The organism is Streptomyces sp. NPDC005141, assembly GCF_053599975.1.
In genome coordinates this window covers 113,622-135,996 of sequence record NZ_JBSFYW010000001.1, presented here as the reverse complement: position 1 = coordinate 135,996, position 22,375 = coordinate 113,622, and the positions used below count along the sequence as shown (strand labels likewise).

15 protein-coding genes and 1 pseudogene are annotated in these 22,375 nt (G+C 71.2%); all 16 read right to left on the bottom strand.

Features of this window, described 5'->3' with window-relative positions; translation table 11 throughout:
• Positions 1 to 4 precede the first annotated feature (4 nt).
• Positions 5 to 1,279 carry a DUF4910 domain-containing protein gene (locus ACWD68_RS00545; protein ID WP_451804119.1) on the bottom strand — a complete coding sequence of 425 codons (1,275 nt, stop codon included), beginning with the start codon at positions 1,277 to 1,279 and terminating at the stop codon, positions 5 to 7.
• Positions 1,276 to 2,301: an NAD-dependent epimerase/dehydratase family protein gene (locus ACWD68_RS00540; RefSeq protein ID WP_451804117.1), complete on the bottom strand. Its 1,026-nt coding sequence runs from the start codon at positions 2,299 to 2,301 to the stop codon at positions 1,276 to 1,278. The genes ACWD68_RS00545 and ACWD68_RS00540 overlap by 4 nt, the downstream gene beginning before the upstream one ends.
• Before the next feature lie 3 nt (positions 2,302 to 2,304).
• The gene (locus ACWD68_RS00535) at positions 2,305 to 2,952 is read right to left on the bottom strand and encodes a PIG-L deacetylase family protein (protein ID WP_451804115.1); all 648 of its coding nucleotides are present in this window, start codon (positions 2,950 to 2,952) and stop codon (positions 2,305 to 2,307) included.
• Positions 2,949 to 3,779 (bottom strand): glucose-1-phosphate cytidylyltransferase, encoded by an 831-nt coding sequence (locus ACWD68_RS00530; RefSeq protein WP_451804113.1) that lies wholly within the window; start codon positions 3,777 to 3,779, stop codon positions 2,949 to 2,951. The genes ACWD68_RS00535 and ACWD68_RS00530 overlap by 4 nt, the downstream gene beginning before the upstream one ends.
• Positions 3,776 to 5,011, bottom strand: coding sequence for a class I SAM-dependent methyltransferase (locus tag ACWD68_RS00525; RefSeq protein ID WP_451804111.1), 1,236 nt, complete (start codon positions 5,009 to 5,011; stop codon positions 3,776 to 3,778). Before ACWD68_RS00525 ends, ACWD68_RS00530 begins: the two co-directional genes overlap by 4 nt.
• Positions 5,008 to 6,282: a glycosyltransferase gene (locus ACWD68_RS00520; RefSeq protein ID WP_451804109.1), complete on the bottom strand. Its 1,275-nt coding sequence runs from the start codon at positions 6,280 to 6,282 to the stop codon at positions 5,008 to 5,010. Before ACWD68_RS00520 ends, ACWD68_RS00525 begins: the two co-directional genes overlap by 4 nt.
• Positions 6,283 to 6,284: 2 nt before the next feature.
• The gene (locus ACWD68_RS00515; protein ID WP_451804107.1) at positions 6,285 to 7,517 is read right to left on the bottom strand and encodes an O-antigen ligase domain-containing protein; all 1,233 of its coding nucleotides are present in this window, start codon (positions 7,515 to 7,517) and stop codon (positions 6,285 to 6,287) included.
• A 1-nt stretch (position 7,518) separates the two neighbouring features.
• Positions 7,519 to 9,039 (bottom strand): right-handed parallel beta-helix repeat-containing protein, encoded by a 1,521-nt coding sequence (locus ACWD68_RS00510; RefSeq protein ID WP_451804105.1) that lies wholly within the window; start codon positions 9,037 to 9,039, stop codon positions 7,519 to 7,521.
• A 9-nt stretch (positions 9,040 to 9,048) separates the two neighbouring features.
• The gene (locus ACWD68_RS00505) at positions 9,049 to 11,016 is read right to left on the bottom strand and encodes an alginate lyase family protein (protein ID WP_451804103.1); all 1,968 of its coding nucleotides are present in this window, start codon (positions 11,014 to 11,016) and stop codon (positions 9,049 to 9,051) included.
• Positions 11,013 to 13,202, bottom strand: coding sequence for a bi-domain-containing oxidoreductase (locus ACWD68_RS00500; RefSeq protein WP_451804101.1), 2,190 nt, complete (start codon positions 13,200 to 13,202; stop codon positions 11,013 to 11,015). Before ACWD68_RS00500 ends, ACWD68_RS00505 begins: the two co-directional genes overlap by 4 nt.
• Positions 13,203 to 13,231: 29 nt before the next feature.
• The gene (asnB, locus tag ACWD68_RS00495) at positions 13,232 to 15,166 is read right to left on the bottom strand and encodes an asparagine synthase (glutamine-hydrolyzing) (RefSeq protein WP_451804099.1); all 1,935 of its coding nucleotides are present in this window, start codon (positions 15,164 to 15,166) and stop codon (positions 13,232 to 13,234) included.
• Between the two features lie 2 nt (positions 15,167 to 15,168).
• Positions 15,169 to 16,686 carry a Wzz/FepE/Etk N-terminal domain-containing protein gene (locus ACWD68_RS00490; RefSeq protein ID WP_451804097.1) on the bottom strand — a complete coding sequence of 506 codons (1,518 nt, stop codon included), beginning with the start codon at positions 16,684 to 16,686 and terminating at the stop codon, positions 15,169 to 15,171.
• Entirely contained in the window at positions 16,683 to 18,080 is a 1,398-nt protein-coding gene (locus tag ACWD68_RS00485; RefSeq protein ID WP_451804095.1) for a Wzz/FepE/Etk N-terminal domain-containing protein, read from the bottom strand. Before ACWD68_RS00485 ends, ACWD68_RS00490 begins: the two co-directional genes overlap by 4 nt.
• Positions 18,077 to 19,344: pseudogene (locus ACWD68_RS00480) on the bottom strand (glycosyltransferase family 4 protein). The gene ACWD68_RS00485 and the pseudogene ACWD68_RS00480 overlap by 4 nt, the downstream one beginning before the upstream one ends.
• Positions 19,334 to 20,653 (bottom strand): nucleotide sugar dehydrogenase, encoded by a 1,320-nt coding sequence (locus tag ACWD68_RS00475; RefSeq protein WP_451804093.1) that lies wholly within the window; start codon positions 20,651 to 20,653, stop codon positions 19,334 to 19,336. The pseudogene ACWD68_RS00480 and the gene ACWD68_RS00475 overlap by 11 nt, the downstream one beginning before the upstream one ends.
• 73 nt (positions 20,654 to 20,726) lie before the next feature.
• Positions 20,727 to 22,205: a sugar transferase gene (locus ACWD68_RS00470; protein WP_451804091.1), complete on the bottom strand. Its 1,479-nt coding sequence runs from the start codon at positions 22,203 to 22,205 to the stop codon at positions 20,727 to 20,729.
• Positions 22,206 to 22,375: the final 170 nt, after the last annotated feature.

Genomic DNA, 22,375 nt, shown 5'->3' with positions numbered 1-22,375 from the left:
GGCGTCATGCCTTGATCAGTTCGGCGCCGCACAGGGCGTCGGCCGCGGCGGCGACGGTGTCGAACGGCAGCCCGGACCGCTCGGCGACGTCCAGCAGACTGTGCTCGCCGTCGGAGAGGCTGAGCACCCAGAGCATGGCCATCTGGGCCTGCTTGGCGTCGCTGCGGCCACCGAGCGAGTCGTACAACCCGCGCCGGCCCAGCTGTGGTTCGCCGTACGGGCTGAGGTTGACGTACCGCCGGTCGCGGTCAAGGACGGCGAATGCCTCGCGGCAGAGGGCGAGCGTGTCCGCCATCGCCTCGGGGGTGACGAAGTCCGGGTTGTCCGCCGAGGTGTGGTACTCGGGGTAGCCGGCGTACGGGGTCCGGCTGAGCGAGCCCACGCCGAGATCGAACCCGGGCGAGCAGAACTGCCGCTCGTCGTAGCCGTACGGAGTGAACTCGGCGACGTGGTGCGGGCGTTCGGAGGCGTCCAGCACATGCCGCATCACCCGGTCGATCTCCGCGTCGCCGCGCCTGCTCTGTTTGTACGTCAGCCGGCCCGGGTCGCCGGCGCAGGCCAGCACGAGCCCGTGCTTGACCCGTTCGATCCGCTCCGCGTTGCGGGCCAGCCAGGTGATCGCCCCGATGGTGCCGGGCGCGTAGATGAACCGGTAGGTGTAGTACGGCGTCTCCTGCGCCAGCGCGCGGGCCAGGAACGTCGCCACCGCGATGCCGGCCAGGTTGTCGTTGGCCAGCGACGGGTGACAGGTGTGGCAGGAGACGATCACCTCGTCGGCGACCTGCCCGGGGACCACGTGCTCGGCGTAGGTGAGGTGGCCATCGGCGAGTGTGGAGTCGATGCGTACCTCGTACTCACCGTCCGGCAGCGCGTCCAGGGTCTCCTGGGCCAGGCAGAATCCCCATTCCGGTTTGTAGTAACTGGTGCGGTACGGCACCCAGGACGGGTGGTCCGGCAGGGTGTGCAGGTGTTCGCGGAGCTCGGTCAGCGGCATGGTCGCCGACACCGGCACGCTGTAGCCGAGCACGTGCAGGCTGGACGCGGCGAAGTCGACGACCCGGTTCCCGGCGGTGTCGGCGACGTACGCGTCCCGGATGTTCCACTCCTGCGGCACCGTCCAGTCGAGCACCTGGGTCCCGGTCGGCACCTCGTGCACCTGCAGCGGGATGTACTCGCCGACGATCTCCAGGGTGGCGCGCACACCATCTCCGGTGATGCTCCGGCACAGCGGGTACAACCGCTCCACCAGCGCGTGCATCTCCTCGCCGGCCGTGGTCATCGGCGCCACCGCAGGGTGTCGTCGACGGCGCCGGCGTCGGACGCCGCGCGCAGCACGGCAAGGCGGGTGAAGCGCTGCTCGAAGCTCTCCCGGGTCAGCCCGTGCTTCCGGTAGGCGTCGGCGAGTTCGAGCGCGCCCCGCTTCACCGTCCACTCGCAGTCGAAGCCGGGCACCGCGGCGCGGAACCGGGAGAAGTCCACCCGGTACGACCGCGGATCGGCACCGTTCTCCCCGGTGATCACCACCTTCGAGCCGGACACCGCCTCGGCGACCTGCTCGGCGATCTCGGCGACCGTGACGTTGTTGATCTCGCTGCCGATGTTGAAGGCCCGGTCGTGCACCGATTCCTGCGGCGCGACCAGCGCCGCCGCGAAGGCCCCCGCGATGTCGGCGGCGTGCACCAGCGGACGCCAGGGGGTGCCGTCGGAGAGCACAAGGACTTCGCCGGACAAAAGGGCGTGCCCCACCAGGTTGTTCAGCACGATGTCGGCGCGCAGCCGGGGTGAGTAGCCGAAGGCGGTGGCGTTGCGCATGTACACCGGGCTGAAGTCGCCGTCGGCGAGCGCGTGCAGATCGTCCTCCACCCGCACCTTGGACTCCGCGTACGGCGTCACCGGGCGCAGCGGCGCGTCCTCGGCCACCAGGTCGTCGCCGCCGGCGGCGCCGTAGACGGAGCAGGTCGACGCGTACAGGAAGCGCCGCACTCCGGCCTCGCGGGCCAGCCGGGCCAGCCGCACGGAGGCGTGGTGGTTGATGTCGTAGGTGAGCTCCGGCGCCAGCGATCCCAGCGGGTCGTTGGACAGCGCGGCCAGGTGGATCACGGCGTCCACGCCGGCCACGTGCTCGGCGGTGACGTCGCGCAGGTCCACCCGCTGCCCCGGCGGGTCGGCGGGCGTCGGGCCCAGCACGCAGTCGGCGAACAGGCCGGCGTCAAGACCGACGACCTCGTGCCCGGCGGCCGCGAGGACCGGGGCCATCACGGTGCCCAGATAGCCCTGGTGTCCGGTCAGCAGTACGCGCAAGGTTCATTCCCCCAGGTCGAGAGTGAGTTTGGTGACGGCGAACGCCTCGGCGTAGCGCGCGTTGCTTTCGATGCCGCGGATCCGGGCCAGCCCGAGGAAGGCTTCCCGGTCGTACCAGGGCCGGTGCTGCTGCGAGGGGTAGTGCTCCTGCAGCAGCCGCACCTTCTGTTCGGCGATCTCCGGCGACAGCGGCTGGTACGCCGTCGGACGGCCGAGATCGCCGTCCCACTTGACGATCTCGTAGCCGAGCACGAGGTGGTCGCGGAACGCGGTGGTCATCAGCTTCGCCAGACCGCGGTGATCCTGGTGCGCGTCAGCGGTACGCGGGGCAAGGACGAGATCCGGCTCCGTCGCCGCGCGCAGTTCCTCGACGGCGGCCTTGGCCTCGTCCCAGTGCGCGGGCAGCCGGCCGTCCGGCAGCTTGTGCACGGTCAGCCGCAGGTCGGCGCCGGGGCAGAAGGCGGCGAGCGCGGCCTGCTCCTCCTGCTCCCGCTCGCTGCCGCCGCCGGAGAGCACCAGCGCGTCGACGCGGATGCCCGGTCGTGCCTGGCACAGCGTCAGCAGCGTTCCGCCGGCGCCGATGGCGATGTCGTCGCAGTGCGCGCCCACCGCGACGATCCGGTCCAGGGGTCCGGCCCCGAGCCTGATCACGCGGTCCCCGCCCCGGCGCCGGCCCGGCTTCCGGGCACGAGCGCCCCCGCGCCGCCGTGTTCCCACACGGCCCACGGGCGGTCGCCCTGGGTGTAGGCGTCGTCGAGCGCGGCCCGCTCCTTCACGGTGTCGGTCGGCTTCCAGAAGCCGCGGTGCTGGTGCGCCACCAGCCGCCCGCGCTTGGCCAGTTGGGCGCAGCCGTCGGCGACCAGGTCCCCGTTCTCCGGTATGTGGTCGAAGACCTCCTGACGGAGCACGAAGTAGCCGCCGTTCTCCCACAGCGGCATGTCGCTCACCGCGGTGATGCCCCCCACCAGGCCGTCCTCGCCCAGTTCCACGCAGTGGAACGAGGACTGCGGCGGCACGACCATCATCGACGCACCGGCGTCGCGCCGGGCGAACCGGTCGATCATCTCCGGCAGCGGGGCGTCGGTGAGCACGTCGGCGTAGTTGGCGAGGAACATCTCGTCGCCGTCCAGGTGGTGCCGCACCCGGCGCAGCCGCTCCCCGATCGGTGACTCGATGCCGGTCTGCGCGAAGGTGATCGTCCAGTCGGCGATGTCGGTGGACAGCAACTCGGCCCGCCCGCCCCGCAGTACGAAGTCGTTGGACGTCGTCTCCTCGTAGTTGAGGAAGAAGTTCTTGATGTGGTGCGCTCCGTACCCGAGGCACAGGATGAACTCCTTGTGCCCGAAGTGCGCGTAGTAGCGCATGACATGCCAGATCAGCGGTCGCGGGCCGACCATCGCCATCGGCTTGGGCACGTCGTCGGAGGTTCCGTTGCGCATACGCATCCCGTAACCGCCGCAGAACAGAACGACCTTCATGCCTTGACCTCGACAATGCTCAGTTCCGGGATGGGAAAGACCAGCCGGCCGCCCCACTCGTGCACGAAGGCCAGCTGCTCGACCAGCTCGGCCCGCAGGTTCCACGGGAGGACGAGGACGTAGTCCGGCTTGTCGGCGGCGATCTGCTCGGGCGGCAGGATCGGGATGCGGGTGCCCGGGGTGAACCTGCCGTGCTTGTAGGGGTTGCGGTCGACCGTGTACGGGAGCAGGTCGGGCCGGATGCCGCAGTGGTTGAGCAGGGTGTTGCCCTTGCCCGGGGCGCCGTAGCCGACGACCGTCTCGCCGCGCTCGGCCGCGTCGATGAGGAACCGCAGCAGGTCCCGGCGCACCTTGGCCACCCGGGCGGAGAACTCGGTGTACCCGGACAGCTCCCGCAGCCCGGCGGCCTTCTCCCGGTCGAGCACCTCGGCCACGCGGGCGGAGGGCTCCCCGGCCACCTCCGTCGGCCGGGCCCACAGCCGGATGGAGCCGCCGTGCGTGGGCAGCAACTCGACGTCCACGAGCGTGAGTCCGCCGCTCGCCAGCGCCCGGGTCGCGGACGCGACCGTGTAGTACTGGAAGTGCTCGTGGTAGATCGTGTCGTACTGGTTCTCCTCGATCAGGGTCAGCAGGTGCTGCACCTCGATGGAGACCCAGCCGTCGTCGGCGACCAGGGCGCGCAGCCCCTGCGTGAACCCGACCACGTCGGGGATGTGCGCGTACACGTTGTTGGCCACGACCAGGTCCGCCGGGCCGTGCTCGGTGCGGACGGCCGAGCCGGTGTCCGGGGACAGGAACTCCGTGAGCGTGGGCACACCCGCGTCCCGCGCCGCGGCGCCGACGTTCACCGAGGGCTCGATGCCGAGGCAGCGGATCCCCCGGTCCACCACGTGCCTCAGCAGGTACCCGTCGTTGCTCGCGACCTCCACCACGAAGGCGTCGGGGCCCAGCCCCACCCGCTGTACGGCGTCGGCGACGAACGTGCGCGCGTGCTCCACCCAGGAGGTCGAGAAGGAGGAGAAGTACGCGTACTCGCTGAACGTCTCCTCCGGCGTGATCAGCGGAGGGATCTGTGCGAGCCAGCACTCGGTGCAGACCCGCAGGTGCAGCGGGTACGCCGGCTCCGGCTGGTCCAGTCGGTCCGCGGCGAGAAAACTCTCGCACGGCGGGGTCGCCCCCAGATCGACGACGCTCACCAGCGCCGCCGAACCGCAGAGTCGGCATCGTGTCATCTACTGCCCCCATCCCGCTCGCGCGGGCGCCCCCGCCGCGAGCCAGTGCTGTTGTCCCCTACCGGCGACGGGCTGTCCCCGCCGCCGGACCGCCCCGCGATCGCGGTGCGGTACCCCTCCACCAGGCGCTCAAGGCCGACGGCCGGGCTGAACCCCTGCTCGTAACGGCCCCGGGCCGCCTGGCCCATCTCCCGGTTGCGGTCCTGTTCGGCCGCGATCCGGCGTATGCAGGACGCGAGCGACGCGGACTCGCCCGGCCGGTGCAGCAGCCCGGTCACCCCGTCCTCGACGAGTTCGACGAAGGCGCCGTGACCGGCGGCGACGACCGGGACCCCGGCCGCCATCGCCTCCACGACCACCAGGCCGAACGCCTCCAGCCACGTCGAGGGAGCCACCACGGCGACCGACCGCGCGATGGCCTTCTGGCACTCCGCCGTGTCATAGAGGCCGACGTACCGGACGTCGTCCCGGCCCGCCGCCCAGGCGGTCACCTCCGGCTCCAGCGGCCCCGTACCGGCGATCACGAGCGGGACGCCCACCCCGCCGTCGGCGGCGAGTGCGTCCCACGCGGCCATGAGCAGCCGCACGCCCTTGGCCTCCGCGAGCCGGCCGAGATAGAGCACATGCTCACCGGCGTCCGTCCGGCGCGTGCCCGGGTCGGGCACGAAGTTGTGCTTCACCGCCAGCCGCTCGGGCGGCATCCCCGACCGCACCAGCACGTCGCGCTGTGCCTCGGAGATGCAGAAGAACCGCTCCACGCCGGACCACCACCGCCGCCGGTTGACCGACATGCTGACCGCGAGCGGCACCGTCGCCAGCCGGGAGTTCCGGTAGCAGCCGTGCCGGACGGCGGGCAGCGGCGTGGACCTGACACATTCGGTGCACGGCCGGCCGTCCCGCTGCAGCGTGCCGGGCGGGCAGACCTGGGTGTAGTTGTGCAGCGTGGCGACGGCGGGCACGCCGGCGTCGGCGCAGGCGGCCAGCACCGCCGGCGACAGCAGCGGGAAGACGTTGTGGACGTGCACCACGTCCGGCCGCTCGGTGCGAAGCCGGGTGGCGAGCTCCGTGCGGACCGCCGGGTTCCACGGCACGAGCAGCGGTACCGCGACCTTGCCCAGCAGGGACCGGGCGGCGATGTCGTCGCTGCGCCGCTCGAACATCTCGACCCGGTGGCCGGCCTCGCGCAGCAGTGCCACCTCCTGGTCGACGACCTTGTTCTCCCCGCTCGGCTGCGCCGAGGCGTAGCGGTTGTGCACCACGAGGACGTGCATGCTCAGGTCACCTCCGATCTCTGGGCCCATCGCGGAATGTGTCGTCGGGGGAGTTCGTCCGCCGAGAGGGGAGTGGCCGCGGCGGGTGCCGCCAGCAGCGAGGCGGCCACGGCCAGATGCAGCAGATACGGCGAGGCGTCGCCCAGCCCGGCCTCGGTGTACGACGCGATCGCGCAGTAGCTGATCAGGAAGATCGCGCAGGCCCTCGACAGCGACGGTGGCTGCAGCAACGCGACGCCGCCCAGCACGATGATGATCGCCGCCACCAAGGCGACGCCGGTCATCCCCTGCTCGTTGTAGACGGCCAGCCAGCTGTTGTCGATCGGCAGTCCGCCGAACGACTTGTCGCCCAGGCCCGCGCCGAACAAGTACTCCGAGGTCGTCCGGGGTGCTGCCAGCAGGGCGTTCCAGACCTTGGCCCGGCCGGTGAGGCTGGTGAAGTTCTCCTGGCTCTGTCCGCGCAGGAACCACGCCTGCAGCGCGGAGGCGAACCCCACCGCGGCCACGGCGGCGCACAGCACCGCCCAGGCGAAGAACCGGCGGGCGGCGGCGCTGGTCAGGATGAGCGAGCTGATCGCCAACGCCAGCCCGATGAGCAGGCCGAGCGTGGCCGTCCGGGTATGGGTCAGCGCGAGCAGGACGAGTGACGGCACGATGACCACCGCCGCGCTGGTCCTGTCGGTCCGGCGGCCCAGAACGAGCAGCACGGTGAGCCCGATGATCACCGCGGCGTACTGTCCGATCTGCGGCGGGGTGAGCGGCCACAACGCGCCGACCAGCCGCCCGCCGTAGAGCCCGGGCAGGGCCGCGCCCGGTGAGATGACCAGGCCGGCGGCCACCGACCCGAGAACCACGAAATACAACCGGATGTGGTGGCGGACGAACGTCAGGCCGCCGTCCCACCAGCGGCTGAGCAGCCACAGCGTGCCGACGAAGAGAGCCAGCCGGGCGCAGCGGAACAGCGCGCCGAACCCGGACTCCAGGTTCACGCTGGAGATCATGCTCGGCACCAGCAGCAGGGTGAGCAGGAACACGAAGGCACTGGGTCGGATGCGCAGCCGGAGATTGACGGTGAGCGCCAGCGCGAACGCGGCGACCAGCGCGCCCATGGTGACCATCTGGATGAGGGAGCGGGGCAGCGGGATGATGGTCTTCGCCCCGGCGGAGCCGAGCGTGTTGAGCACCAGCAGCGCCCAGACCGTCCCGACGATCTTCGACGTGTGGTTCGCGCCCATCTCAACCACCCGCCCGTGCGCGGAAGGTGCTGCCCGCGTCCTGCTGGTACGGCGCGCCCTGCCACTGCCCGGAGTCGAGGACCCGGCTCGGGTCGTGGGTGACGAATTTCCATGGTCCGAGGTAGACGTTGTCGTGCCAGCGGTTGTGCTGCTTGCGGGTGATCGCCTCGGCCACCCGCTCGCCCTGGTACGGCGACCAGTCCGGATAGGTGCCGTAGTTGGCCAGCACCGCCATGCGGTCGCACTTCACCGTGCAGTCGACGACGGACTTGTCCAGCACGAAGCGGTTGCCGTGGATGTCCACGCGCTGCGTCTTCCACCGGCAGTCGGCGTAGAGCGGTGCGGTGGCGATCGCCGGCTGTGCGCATCGGCCGGTCTTCTTCACCAGCAAGGTGCAGTCACCGGACGAGGTGTTGGCCGGGCTGTTGCAGAACCGGTCGGCGTTTTCCCACAGGGTGATCCCGGACCAGTTGTTCTCCAGCACGTTCCGATAGACCTCGATCTTGTCCGTGCGGGCCCGGATCCGTGGTTCGCCGCCGGACTCGGACAGGTAGATGGTCGCGAACGGGAAATTGTCCCCGCGGTCGGCGTACTTGCGGCCCTCGACCCAGTTGTTCCGCCGGATCGTGTTCTTCCGGATGACCGCGTTGTAGCTGGTCTCGTAGATCAGCGCGGCACCGTCGTTGGCCTCGAGCACGTTGTCCTCGATGCGGAAGTCGTTGTTGTTGGTGTCCGCCCACAACCCGGTTCCGCGGTTGTCGTGCACCCAATTGCCGCGTACGTCTGCGCCGTTGACGGCCCAGAACTTGACGCCTCCGGTGCAGCCGCAGCCCGGCCGCCGCCGCTCCCAGTCGTCCCTGTTGTTGCCCACGATCTCGTTGCCCTCGACCACCAGGCCGCTGATACGGCCGTTGCCCTTGTACGCGTTCATGCCGTACTGACCGTTGCCGCGCAGGCAGTTGGCGATAACCCGCTGGCGGGCACCGGCCATCAGCCCGGCGCCGGAGTTGTTCTGGATCGTCGCGTGCTCGATCACCCACCCGTCGGCCGAGTCATGGTTGACCACACCCTCGTCGCGCGGCGCGACGAAACCCTGCACAGTCAGGTAGCGGACGGTGACTTCGCGGGCGGTGCCGCCGAACGCGTACTGGTTGGTCTTCCGGCCGTCGAGCACGGCGCCCGGCGCGCCGAGGTAGACGTTCCCCTTCTTGGGGACGACCTGGGCATAGCGGTCCCGCTCGAGCCTGTGCTTGCCCGGTCGAAGCCAGAACGTGGTGTTCGGGGGGTTGCTCTTGGTCTTCGCGGCCAGGTCGCCGGTCACCGCAGGGTTGACCGTCACCGCGCCCGCCGGCGCCTTCGCCGGCCCGGCCGCGGGCTTGGCGCACACCCGGGCCACGGACGCGGATGGCGCGGCGGTCGGCTTCGGCCGCGCGCCCGGCGTGCTCTCACAGCCGGTCGCCGCGGGCAGGGCCAGCGCCAGCAGTGCAGCCGGCAACGCCCAATGCCGCCACTTGATCCCCAAGCGTCCTCCCTAGCCACGGAACCTGAGTACGGTGGTGAACCCCTCCGTGCCGTCGGCGAAGCCGGTGCCGACGAGCGTTGTGGTGGGTTCCTTGCGCCCGAAACCGGGGGAGTACCAGCCCAGCGGCGGGTCGCTCTCGCCGCGATGCGCCCGCCAGGACAGCTCCCCGGGCAGGTCGAGGGTCGCGGAACGGTCCTCGCCGTCCCGGGTCCAGGTGAGCAGCGCCCGGTTCTCCACCAGGTCCGCGGTGATCGCCGGGCCGAGGTGGAACGCCAGGCGTACGGCCCCGCGCGGGCCGCGCACCTCGTCGACCACCCTCAGCTCCTGGCTCGCGGCCGTCAGCTCCACCCGGCGGCGGTGCACGGAGCGCCGGTAACCGTCGTGCTCGGCACACCAGCGGGCCGTCCCTCCGGCGGAGGCGTCGGAGGCGTCCGCGACCAGGACGCTGCTGCGGGCGTGCCGGGTCCACAGGAACGGGCCGCCGGAGACGGACTGGTCGCCGCCGTCCAGCTGCAGGGTGTTGTGGCCGAGGGTCGAGCGGAAGTACTGCCGCCACTCGGGCTGCCCGTGGTAGCAGAACGTCCCCGGGTCGGCGAGCACGTCGACCCCGTCGTGCCGGACCTCCACGGACAGCGCGTCCGCGTGAGCATGCGCGGCGATGGACAGGAATCCGTGCGGACCACCGTCGCAGCGGCACCAGATCTCCGCCGGACCACGCAGGATGGTCATGCCCGCGTCGGCGAAATGCGCCGGTCGGCTTGCCGGGCGGGTCACGGCCGGTTCCGTTCCGTCTTTCGCGTACGGCCGGACGAGCGCGGCCAGCAGCGGGGTGCGCACATCGGTGCCGGTCACCGCCGGCCACCAGGCGAGCCGGCCGAACACGGCGTCCCCGGTGGCCAGCAGCGAGGCCCAGCGATCGGTGCCCGCGCCGTCCACGACGAGGCCGTGCCCGTCGTCCGCGTCCCCCTGGCGCGGCGGCCGTAACCGGTTGTCCACGATGGCCGCGAGCGCGTCGGTCATCCGCAGCAGTACCAGCCGGACCGACGCGGGAACCGGCACGTCGGCGGCATCCGCCTCGGCCACCGCGGCCAGGCCGAGCTCCAGCACCAGTCCGTGATACTCGGTGGCCAGCTCGCGGTTGAGGCCGGAGCCGAAGGTGTTGCCGCGCAGCTGCCGCTCCAGCGACCGCAGCGCGTCGGCCCGCCAGCGCGCCGAGGAGGGGAACCACCCGAACGCGCAGGCCGCGGCGAACTGCCCGGCGGCCTCGGCGATGATGTGGTTGTTCGCCGACGACCCCCGGCTGGGGAAGGCGGCCAGCCAGCGCTGGTGATGCCAGATCTGGTTCAGCGCCACCGGGTTGCCCTCGAACAGACCGGCCGCGCCCGGCCAGCCGTCGAGCAGCCGGCGGATCCACACCCAGGACAGCAGCCGGATCCCCAGCTCGATGCCGCTGGTCCAGTGCACCCCGCGCAGCGGCGTGTTGGCCGCCCACCACGACCGCAGGTGCTCGGCCACTCGCTCGGCGTACCGCTCGTCCCCGGTGATCGCGTAGGCGGCGGCGAGCACGGTGAGGTACTGATGCCGGGACAGCTCCCAGATCTGCTTGATGTCCCCGACCGCGTCCTCGTTCCGGTACGGCACGTCGAAGGCGTAGCCCCACGGAGCCCGGCGTCCGGTCTTCGGGTCGTAGCACCAGTCCGGGTCGGCCAGGTCGTCGCGGGCCACCCCGAAGTACTCGGAGTGCCCGGCCAGCAGCCGGTCCGCCTCGGCGACGAGACGTTTCGCGGCGTCAGGTGCCACCGCGTCGATCGTCCCCGCCGGCAGTACCGCGGTGAACTGCGCGCCGGTCACGCTCGGGCAGTCCGGCCGCGCCGACCGCCACCGCCGCCTGCGCACCGCGTCGCCCGCCCGGCCGCCGACCTCCCGCGGTCCCATCCGGGACAGCCGCCGGAGGTACCAGCCCGCGCTCATGGTCATCGAGCCCTCGCCAGCGTCACCGGCACGCCGCCGACCAGGCCGGCCTGCACGGCGAGGGTGGCCGCCGTGGTGGCGACCAGCGACTCCAGCGGCACCGGCATCGGCCCGCCGGTCCGCACGGCCTTGATGAACGCGGCCAGTTCGGCGGACTGGCCCTTGTCCCGGGCCTTGGGCAGCCGCGAACTGACCCACCGCTTGCGGCCGTACACCGAGGCACGGACGAAGTCGTCGAGCCGCAGCACCTTGCCGTCCGCGACGAGGTCCAGCGTCTCCTTGGGGAAGCTGGGCGCGCCGGTGCTGACGTAGCTGATGGTGGCGGTGGACCCGTCCGGGTAGTGCAGCACGACCTGCAGGTCCTCGTTGCCGGACGGGGCGACCGCGTACACCGACACCGGGTCGGCATCGAGCAGCCAGCTCGCCGTGTCGATGAAGTGTCCGCCCTCGCCGGCGAACCGCGAGCCCTCGGTGCCCTGTTGGAGGTACCAGCTGCCGTGCTGCAGCCGGCCCGCGTTGACCAGGTAGCGGAGGCTCGCCGGACCGGTCCGGGCGCCGAACCGCTTCCTGGCCTCCTGCAACAGCGGCGCGAACCGGCGGTTGAAGCCCACCTGCAGCCGGTCGTTGCCGGATTCCTCGACCGCCGCGAGCACACCGGCCAGCTCGTCCTCGGTGAGTGCCAACGGCTTCTCCACGAAGACCGTCTTGCCGGCCAGCAGCGCCTTTCGGGTCAGTTCGGCGTGCGAGCTGTGCCGGGTGACGACGAACACCGCGTCGATGGACTCGTCGCCGAGCACGGCGTCGAGGTTGGTGGTCGCCTCGGCGAAGCCGAACTTCCGCTTGGCGTTGGCCGCGGACAGCGCCGTCGTGGTGACCACCGTCGACAACTCGACGCCTTCGCGCTGCGTCAGGTGCGGCAGCAGCATCGACGTCGCGTAGTTTCCCGCGCCGACGAACGCCAGCCGCACCGGCGCCTTGGCGGACCGGGCCGGGGCGGACGCTGCGCCGCCGCGTCGGACCGCGGGCACGGCCACCGCCGGGGCCTCCGCCTCCCCCGGCTCCTCCTTCTGTTCGGGGTACCGGAACAGCACGGCCACGGCCTTCAGTTCGCCGTCCTTCAGACGCCGGTACGTCTCGACGGCGTCATCGAAGTCGGCGATGTGGGAGACCAGGGGCTCCACGTCGACGCGGCCGCGGGCGAGGAGATCGAGGAAGCACGCCAGGTTGCGGCGCTCGGTCCAGCGCACGTAGCCGATCGGGTAGTCCCGCCCCTCGAGCTCGTACTCCGGGTCGTAGCGCCCGGGGCCGTACGAGCGCGAGAACCGGACGTCGAGCTCCTTCTCGTAGTACGCGTTCCACGGCAGGTCCAGGCGGCACTTGCCGATGTCGACGACCCGGCCACGGTCCCGGCAGAGCCGCGCGGCCAGCTCGACGGGCTGGTTGCTGCCGCCGCCGGCGGCCAGGTACACCTGGTCCACGCCATGACCGCCGGTGAGTTCGGCGACGGCGGCTTCCACGGCCGCGGACGCGGGATCGCCGCACGCCGCGGCACCCAGGCGCTCGGCGAGCTCGCAGCGCTCCGGGTCGGGGTCGGCCCCGACGACGCGGACCCCCGCGGCGGTGAGGAGCTGCACCACGAGCTGCCCGATCAGCCCGAGGCCGATGACCAGCGCCACCTCGCCGAGCTGCGGCTCGCCCTGGCGCACGCCCTGCATCGCGATCGACCCGACGGTGCCGAAGGCCGCGTGCCGCGGCGCGAGGCCGTCCGGCACCGGGGTGTAGAGGTTCTTCGGCACCCAGTTCAGCTCGGCGTGCAGCGCGTGCTCGTTGCCGGCGCAGGCCACGAGGTCGCCGACCTTCACGTCGTCGATCCCGGCCCCGACCTGCTCGACCACCCCGCACAGCGAGTAGCCCAGCGGCGTGTACGAGTCCAGCTTGCCCATCACCTTGCGGTAGGTGGCGGGCACCCCGTTGGTGGCCACGCTCTGCATGACCTTGGCCACCTGGTCCGGCCGGGAGCGGGCCTTGCCCAGCATCGACATGCCGGCCTCGGACACCTTCATGAGCTCGGTCCCGGTGGAAATCAGCGAGTAGGCGCTGCGGACCAGCACACCGCCCGGCTTGCACCCCGGCACCGGCACGTCGAGCACCGCCAGCTCGCCGCTCTTGTAGTTCTGCACAACCTGCTTCACCCGAAGTCCCCTTGTTTCTACGCCGTCTTCTACGCCGCCGAGCGAGCGTTCCGGCCGGACCCTGAGGTCGCGTCGCGGTACCAGTACTCGAGGGTCAGCACATGCCACAGATGCTTGGAGAAGTCCCGCTGCCCGGAGGCGTCCTCGGCGACCATGCGCGCCAGCGCGTCGCGGCGCAGGAACCCGGAATTGACGAGCACGCCGTCGTTGACCACCTCGCGCACCAGCGGTGCCAGATCCCGGCTCATCCAGGCGCGCAGCGGGGCGCTGAACAGGCCCTTCGGCCGGTACACGATCTCCCGGGGGAGGACCGAGCGGGCCGCCTCCTTGAGGACGGCCTTGCCCTGCCGTCCGACGATCTTGCGATCGCCGGGCACGGCGAACGCCGCCTTGACCACCTCGACGTCCACGTACGGCACCCGCACCTCGGTCGACGCGGCCATGCTCGACCGGTCGGTGTACGTGAGGTTCAGGCCCGGCAGGAACATCCGGGCGTCGCCCAGACACATGCGGTTGACGAAGTCGTCGAGGTCGTTGTCCTGGTAGATGTCCGCGTGCTCGGTCAGCACGTCGTCGACCGTCCCGGCCAAGTCGGGATTGACCAGGGCGAGCAGCTCTTCCTGGTCGTACATGGTGTAGCTGCGCCGGAACGCGGTCTCCTCCGGCAGATCGGCGAAGGAGAGGAACCGCTTCGCGAAGCGCACCGACCGGTACCCCCGGCGGGCCGTGGCGACCGGCAGCCGGTCCACGGCCCTGGACAAGCCGCGCCGCAGGGGCCGCGGGACGCGCTGGTAGCGCAGTGCGAGCAGGTTGGCCAGGTGCTTGCGGTAACCGGCGAACAGCTCGTCGGCACCCATCCCGGAGAGCATCACCTTGACCCCGGCCTCCCGGGCGGCCGAGCAGATCAGGAACGTGTTGATGGCGGCGGGGTCGCCGATCGGCTCGTCCAGGTCGTACGTCATCTGCGGCAGCAGGTCGAGCACGTTCGGAGCGATCTCGATCTCGTGCAGGTCGACACCGAACTGCTCGGCCACCCGCCGGGCATAGCGCAGGTCGTCCGGCATCGCCTCGAACTTGGCGTCCTCGGCGCGGAACCCGATCGTGTAGGCGGAGATCCCGGGTTGGTGGCGGGCCGCGAGCGCGGTCAGGTAGCTGGAGTCGAGACCGCCGGAGAGGAAGGTCGCCACGGGTACGTCGGAGAGCATGTGCCGCCGGGTCGAATCCTCGACGATGGCGGCCAGGTCCGGCTGTTCGCCGCTGCGGATCCGCTCCCGGCCCTCGGCGGCGACGTCCTTCAGGTGCCAGTACCGGCCGCGCTCCACCCGGCCGTCGGGCCGGCATCTGAGCCAGCTCCCCGGCGGCAGCTTCTCGGCTTCACGGAACGCGCACCGTGAGTCCGGCACCCAGTAGTACAGCAGCGAGGCCACCAGCGCCGCGTGGTCCACTTCCAGCGACCCACCGGTCACGGCGGCGAGCGCCTTGAGCTCGGAGGCGAACACCAGCCCCTCGCCGCGCCGGAGCAGGAACAGCGGCTTGATGCCGAGCTGGTCGCGGGCGAGCACCAGTTCACCGGTTCGCTCGTCGAAGATGCCGAACGCGAACATGCCGCGCAGCCGGGGAAGGCAGTCCGTGCCCCAGCGCCGCCAGGCTTCCAGCAGCACCTCGGTGTCGGAGGTACCGCGGAAGCGCACCCCGGCGGCCGCCAGCTCGGCACGCAGTTCGGGCGCGTTGTACAGCTCGCCGTTGTACGTCAGGACGAGGCCGTCCGAGACCATCGGCTGGGCGCCCGTCTCGGACAGGTCGATGATGGCCAGCCGACGGTGCCCGAGGTGCACTTCGCCGTCACCGACGGCATGGCTGTACCGGCCCGCCCCGTCCGGGCCGCGGTGGGCGAGGGTATCGGTGAGCCGGTCGGCCACGACCTTTCCGTCCGGCCATCGGTAAGTGCCTGCGACACCACACATGTCTAGCGCGCCTCCTGGTCGCTGTCCGGGACGCGTGCCGCCGATATCGGCAGCCGCTCAGTCCGCCGTCGGCCTGTCCCGTTCTGCCGGGCCAGCCGCTCGTTCTGGCCGCGCAGCGCGGTGTGCAGCCCGTCCCAGAGCGTGCCGTCGGTCCGGTCACGCGGATCGGGGTCGATCAGCACCACACCGATCACCGGAATGCGCTGGTCCGTGAGCTGCCGCGCCACGGTGTGCAGCCATGCGGCGCTGCCGTGCCCGGCACGCACGACGAGCACGGTCTGCGTGCCGAGGTACTGGAGATCGGTCCACGCCGTGCCGGGCGCCACCGAGCCGACGCCGAGCCGGCGCTCCTGCTGCGACACGGACGCGGCATGCTCGCCGCTGACCACGGTCGGGTCTCCTGGCTTCGGGCGGCGCCTGGCGAGTTGCGGGCCCGGCAGACCATCGACGATGACCACCGGCCCCTCCGCCGCCAGTGCCCTGGCGAGGTCCAGGGCGATCACGCTCGTGCTGCGCGCACAGCCCAGTTCCAGCAGCGACACCGGTTCCGCGGAGCCGCGCACGGTGCGGGCCAGTGATGTGGTGAGCCGTTCGCGTGCCGCCCGGATCCGTCGGCGCCGCCACAGTCTGGGCGACCGGCGGGGCAGCTCGGAGATGACCGAGGCGCCGAGGTTCGCCGCGATCTCCCGGCGCAGCACGGGACGGTCCGCCACCACCGTGCCGACCGCGGCCGCCGCGAGCCCGAGGACGAGCCCGAGGACGAGCCCGATCGCGGCGTTGGTAGCAGCGGTCCTGGGCAGGGAGTACCGCACCGCGCGCGGGGCGTCCACGATCTGTGTGCCGGCGATGAGCTGGGGCGTGCCGATGCGTGCCTCCGCGGCGCGCTGGCCGAAATCGGTGATCCGCGAGGTGAGTTCGGCCCGGCGGGCGAAGAGCGACTCCAGGTCCGCCGACGCCGTCGGCCCGGTCTCCGGCGTGCTTCCGATCGTCTTGTTGACCTTGGCGAGATCGGCCCGCATGCGGTCACGCTGGTCGAGCAGGGCCTTGGACTCGGCGTCCGCGGCTTCCCGTATCCGCCGCACATGGTCCGCGACGAACGCGTCGGCCAACGCCTTGGCGCGGGCCACCGCTTCCGCGTCGCTGTCACCGGTCACAGTGATCTGCAGCAGGTTGTTGGTCAGGCCGACACCGCTGTAGTCCCGCATGAAGTCCTCTGGTTTTTCAGGGGAGTCGAGGGACTTCAGGGCCTTGTCGGCGATCCGCGTGGTTTGCAGCAGCGCGACGTCGGTGCGGATCAGCGTTCCGGGGTCGTTCGGCTGGTCCTCCTGATGCGCGACCAGCACCTTGGTCACCGCGGTCGGCGGCGACGGCAGCAGGACCGCCACCGCCACGCCGACGAGCAGCCCCAGCAGCCCCACGGAGCACCAGAGACGGCGTCGCCTCCGCACCGACACCACCAGCGCCTGCAGGTCCAGCAGCGGAGCGGCGGCCGACGACTCCGAAGATGTACTCGTCGTCACCTTGAACCTCCCGTTGCGTTGTCGCTGACCGCGAGCGCCGGCGTGGCCACATCCCGGGGACGCCCGGCGGACCGTGCCGAACGGGCCCGGACCGCGCCGGCGAGAACGATGCCGACGACCTCGTGCTTGGCGTCCGCACACGCCTCGGCGATGCCGGCGAGCTCCCCTGCGGTCCAGCTGCCCGCGCTGAGCACGAGCAGGGCACCGGACTCGTTGTCGCGGTCCGGCACCATCGGCTGGGACACCGAAACCTCCACCACCCGCAGCATCGGGTACCCCCTGCTCGAAGAGCTCGAGGAAGGATCGCTCTCGGCCTCGGCGACGAGCTGCCCGGCGGCCCGGCGGGCGATCACGTCGCCGTCCGGGACGACCACCAGCAGGCGCCGGGGGGCCGGCAGTTGTTCGCGGAGGCGGGCGCACACCCGCCGGTAGCGGATCTGCCTGCTGGCCTCGTCGCCGGACGTCTGCGGGGTCGGTATGTCCCACCGGACGTCGACGCCCAGCAGCCGGCGGATCCGGGTCCGCCGGCCACGGCCTTCCGGCCGGTGCGCGGGCCGTTCATCCGGTACGTCGACGGTACCCAGCAGCGCCGAGCCCAGCGCCGCGGCGATCTCAGGTTGGGTGCGCAGTCGGCGGCTCATCCGGGCGGCGGTGAGATGGCCGATGACCGCGAGCAGGAAGAACAGCAGCGCCCCGCCGACGATGAGTTGCGTTCTCGTCGGCGGTGCCTCGCCGGTCGGCCGGGCCGCCGACCCCATGACGACCATGTTGGCCTTTTTGGCGGCCGGGTCGGCCTGGTCCAGCTTGTTCATGGCTTCCTGGAGCGAGGTGCGCAGCTTCTCGAGCTCGGTGCGGGTCTGCACGCTCTCCACGGTCTGTCCCGGATCGGCCGCATCGGCCAGCTGGGTGATGCGGCGGTTGGTCTGCACCACCATCTGCTGCAGTTCCTCGAGCTGCGCCGCCGCTTCGGGGTCGGTGTTGTCGTCCACGATCCGCGCGGCGAAGGTGACGAACTGCTGGGCCACCTGGTCGGAGAGCTGCTGTGCGCGCTCCGGGGTGTCGGCCGTGCCCGAGATCTTGATGATGTTCCCGTCGGCGGCCTTGGCGCTCACCTGGTCCCGCAGCTTGCGGCCGCCGACCCCGGTCCAGTCGAGCGTGGCGGCCGCGCGGTCGATCACCACCGAACTGGTCGCGACCTGAGTCTGGGTCAGCAGCTCGCGCTCCTCCCACGCCCCCGGCAGCAGTACCGACGCCGACGTCGTGTACCGCGGCGGAAACAGCAAAGAGGTGCCGTAGCCGACAAGCGCGCCCACCACGGCGAGGATGGTGAGAAGCCGCCAGCGCCGACGGATGATCCGCCCGATCGTGACCAGGCGTATCGTGTCATCGTTCAACGGTGCGGCCTCCGCCCTGTGCACGGTCCGGGTCGCCCGTCGGCGCCGGAGTGTTGTCGCGGCAGGCGGCGGCGTAGGCGGCGAGCAGTGACCGCTGGGAATTCCGCCAGGAGAGCGGCCCGCCGATCCGCTCCTGGCCGATCTTGCCCATCAGGGCCCGCTTCTCCGGATCGTCCAGCAGCAGTGCGATGAGCCTCGCGAACTCCGCCTCGTCGTTGGCGGGCGCGTAGACGGCGGCGTCACCGGCCGAGACGCGCGCCTCCCGGAGGTCGAACGAGACGACCGGCCGGCCCATCACCATGTACTCCAGGACCTTGTTCATGGTCGAAACGTCGTTGAGCGGATTGTGCGGGTCGGGGGAGAGGCACACGTCCGCGGTGGACAGATAGCGCACCAGATCGGCGTCCGGAATCCGCCCGGTGAACTGCACCTGTTCCGAGAGCCCGAGCTCCCTGGACAGCTCCACCATCGCGTCGAAGGTGTCGCCGGCGCCGACGAACACCGCGTGCCAGTCGGTCCGCCCGACCTCGTCGCGCAGCTTCGCGAGAGCCCGCAAGGCGTAGTCGACGCCGTCCTGAGGGCCCATGACACCGAGGTAGCACAGCAGATGAGGCTTGCCGCGCTTCAGCTCCGGCTCGGGCGGTACGGGGTGGAACCGGTCGATGTCGGGCGCGCTGCGCACCACGAAGACGTCCTCCGGCCGCTGACCGCCACGGCGCACCGCGACGTCCCGGTAGCTCTCGTTCGTGGCGAGCACGACGTCCGCGGCCCGGTAGGTCCGCCGTTCCAGCGCGCACACGGCGCGGTAGAGCAGATCCTTGCCGCGGTCGAACCGGGAGAGGTACAGCTCGGGTACCAGGTCGTGCTGGTCGAAGACGAACCGTGCTCCGCGCCGCTTCAGCCACAGTGCCGGCAGGAACAGCAGGTCGGGCGGGTTGCAGGCGTGGACCACGTCGACCGGGCCGACCTTCCGGGCCAGCCGGACCGTGTGCCACAACGCCGATCCGTACTCCCGCAGGTAGCCGGCCGGCCCTCCGGTGGCCGCGCGCAACGGGTAGCGGTGGATCCGCACCCCGTCGATCTCCGCCTCCGGCTCCGTGTCCCGCTTGCTGCCCTGGGGACAGATGACGTGCACCTTCCAGCCCGCGTCGCGCAGTGTCGTGCACTCCTGCCACACCCGCCGGTCGAACGGCACCGACAGGTTCTCCACCAGGATCAGCGCACGCCGGTCCGGCCGGTCGTCGCTGGTCGTGTTACCAAGCAAGGCCCATGTACCCCGGTTCGGTCCGGCGCGTCTCGGCGTCGGGAAGATGGATGAGGTCGATGATCACCGGGCCGTCGCCGCCATGGGGCAGCGCCGACAGCACGGCCGGATCCTTGGTCCCGACCAGGCACGCCTCGGCGTGGTCGAGCACCTCGTCGACGGAATCCGCGAGCAGCTGCGCGAGGTGCGGCAGCCGGGTCTCGATGTACTCGCGGTTCGCGCCGAGCAGCCGGGAGAGGCTCACGTTGGCGTCGTAGATCCGCAGGTCGTAACCCTTGCCGAAGAGCCTCTCCGCCAGTTCGACGAGCGGGCTCTCGCGGAGGTCGTCGGTGCCGGGTTTGAAGGACAGCCCGAACAGGCCCACCCGGCGCTTGCCGGTGCGCTCCACCAGCTCCACCGCGCGTTGCAGATGGTCGGAGTTGGAGGGCAGCACGTGCGAGAGGATGGGAACCGAGACATCGGCCCGCTGCGCCGCGTGGACCAGGCTGCGCAGGTCCTTGGGCAGGCAGGAGCCGCCGAAGGCGAAGCCGGGCCGCAGGTAGGCGGGGCTGATGTTCAGCTTGCGGTCGGCCAGGAACACGTCCATCACCTGGTGCGAGTCCACGCCGAGCGCCTGGCACACCGCGCCCAGCTCGTTCGCGAAGCCGATCTTGAGGCCGTGGAACGCGTTGTCCGCGTACTTGATCGCCTCGGCCGTCGGGACCGGCACCCGGAACACCTCGCCGGGCAAGCCGTCGTACAGCGCCGTCACCGCATCGCCGCTTGCCGCGTCGAGCTCGCCGATGACGGTCTTGGGCGGGTCGAAGAAGTCCTGCACGCTCGTGCCCTCGCGCAGGAACTCCGGGTTGACCGCGATTCCGATGTCCACCCCGGCCGTGCCGCCGACGTACTTCTCCAGGATCGGTACCAGCAGGTTCAGGCAGGTGCCCGGGAGCATGGTGCTGCGGAACACGACGGTGTGCCGCCCGCCCCGCTCGGCCAGCGCGGCACCGATCTCCTCGGTGACCCGCTCCAAGTACGTGGTGCACAGGCTGCCGTTGGGTTCCGACGGCGTGCCCACGCAGACCAGCGACACCTCGCTGTCCATGATCGCCTCGCGGACGTCACCGGTGGCCCTTAACGCTCCGGTCCGTACGACCTCGGCGATGAGCTCGCCGATACGCTCCTCGACCACCGGGGCCTTGCCGTCGTTGACCAGGTCGACCTTCACCTGGTTGACGTCCACCCCGATGACCTCGTGACCCATGCTGGCCAGGCACGCGGCCGACACACAGCCCACGTAGCCGAGCCCGAAAACGCTGACCTTCACAACCCGTTCCTCCCCCCAGGCAGGCCCTCACGGCCTGCGGTCCGCGCGCCTGCCGGACGGCGACTCCCGCGCATCAGTAGGCCCCCTGCCCATAGAGCACCGCACGCAGCGTCTTCCACAAGATCACTGTGTCCAGGGCGAGCGACCAGTCCTCCACGTACCGCAGGTCCAGCCGGACCGCCTCCTCCCACGAGAGGTCGCTGCGTCCGCTGATCTGCCACAGGCCGGTGAGTCCGGGCTTGACCAGCAGACGCCGCCGGATGTCCGGGCCGTACGCAGCGGACTCCTCCGGTAACGGAGGCCGCGGACCGACGAGCGACATTGATCCGGTGAGCACGTTGAAAAGCTGCGGGAGCTCGTCTATCGAGTACCGGCGCAGCACCGCTCCCACCCGGGTCACCCGCGGATCCCGGCGGAGCTTGAACAGCAGGCCGGCGCCCTCGTTGCGGTCGGCCAGTTCGGCACGTGCCCCGTGGGCCCCGGTGACCATGGTGCGGAACTTGAGAATGGTGAACTCGCGGCCGTCCTTGCCGACCCTGCGCTGGCGGTAGAACGCCCCACCCCGGCTGTCCACCAGGACGAGCAGCCCGACGAACACCATCAGCGGCGCGAACAGGATCAGCAGGATCGCTGCGCCTATCCGGTCGACGACCCCTTTGACCGCCCGGCGGCCCCCGGTGAAGGTCGGCATGCTGACCCGCAGCAGCGGGATCCCGAGCACCGCGTCGATATGCAGCCGCGGGCCGGCCACCTCCATCAGCACAGGGGCCACGACCATCTCGGCGTCGCTGCCTTCGAGGTTCCAGGCCAGCCGCTGCAGCCGGTCCGGTGACCAGTGCGGGTGCGGTGTGAGCGCGACGACACGGTAGCCGTCGCGGCGGACGTGGTTGGCGACGTCCGTCAGCCGGCCGACGACCGGCACTCCGTCCAGTTGGTCACCGTCGAACCCGAGACCGTCCGTCGTGCACACCGCGTCCACCCGCCAGCCGAGGTGCGGGAACTTGCGGGTTCGGTTGATCAGGTCGCGCACGGTGGTCAGGCTCCCGGCGGCGAGCACCGGTCGCAGGCACCGTCCTTCTTTCCGCTGTTTGTGCAGCCAGAGGCGCAGCAGATACCGCGCGGGCATGGTGATGAGCGCGATCGCGGGGATCGCGACGAAGATCCAGAGCTTGATGTTGCGCGAGGTCAGGGCGATTCCGCCGAGCGCCAGTACGACGGTCGCCGCGAACAGTGAGCGTCCGAGCCGTCGGAATTCCTCGGCGCCCTGGCCGAGCACGGCCGGAGCCCATGACCGGCCCACCGCGAGGGCCCCCAGCACCAGCAGCTCGGTGCAGAAGGCGAGAATTCCCCACTTCTCGTGCCAGTTGGCCGCGTCCCGGGCTCCGAAGAAGTTGCCGATCGCCGCCACCACGAAGGCGGTGGCCACGGTATCGCTGGTGATCACGGCACGGCGGTACCGCTGTTCCCATTCGATCGCGGGCTGTCTGATGGCGCCGTTCGCCAGACGCTCGCGCGCCGACGGAAACGGGCTGACTAGTCCCCCTTGCCGCACAGAACCCCCCAGGTCCCCAGTGGTACGACGTGTTCGCCCAACACTGTTCCTCCCCCTCGGGAGGCCCCCGCCCCCCCGCACTGCTCCTCCCCTCGGGAGGCCCCCGCCCCCCGCACTGCTCCTCCCCTCGGGAGGCCCCCGCCCCCCGGCACTGCTCCTCCCCTCGGAGG

Bases quoted from the DNA above. Each gene is read 5' to 3' on its own strand.
- ACWD68_RS00545 (WP_451804119.1), bottom strand. From the start codon at position 1,279: ATGACCACGGCCGGCGAGGAGATGCACGCGCTGGTGGAGCGGTTGTAC.
- ACWD68_RS00530 (WP_451804113.1), bottom strand. From the start codon at position 3,779: ATGAAGGTCGTTCTGTTCTGCGGCGGTTACGGGATGCGTATGCGCAAC.
- ACWD68_RS00525 (WP_451804111.1), bottom strand. From the start codon at position 5,011: ATGACACGATGCCGACTCTGCGGTTCGGCGGCGCTGGTGAGCGTCGTC.
- ACWD68_RS00520 (WP_451804109.1), bottom strand. From the start codon at position 6,282: ATGCACGTCCTCGTGGTGCACAACCGCTACGCCTCGGCGCAGCCGAGC.
- ACWD68_RS00515 (WP_451804107.1), bottom strand. From the start codon at position 7,517: ATGGGCGCGAACCACACGTCGAAGATCGTCGGGACGGTCTGGGCGCTG.
- ACWD68_RS00505 (WP_451804103.1), bottom strand. From the start codon at position 11,016: ATGACCATGAGCGCGGGCTGGTACCTCCGGCGGCTGTCCCGGATGGGA.
- asnB (WP_451804099.1), bottom strand. From the start codon at position 15,166: ATGTGTGGTGTCGCAGGCACTTACCGATGGCCGGACGGAAAGGTCGTG.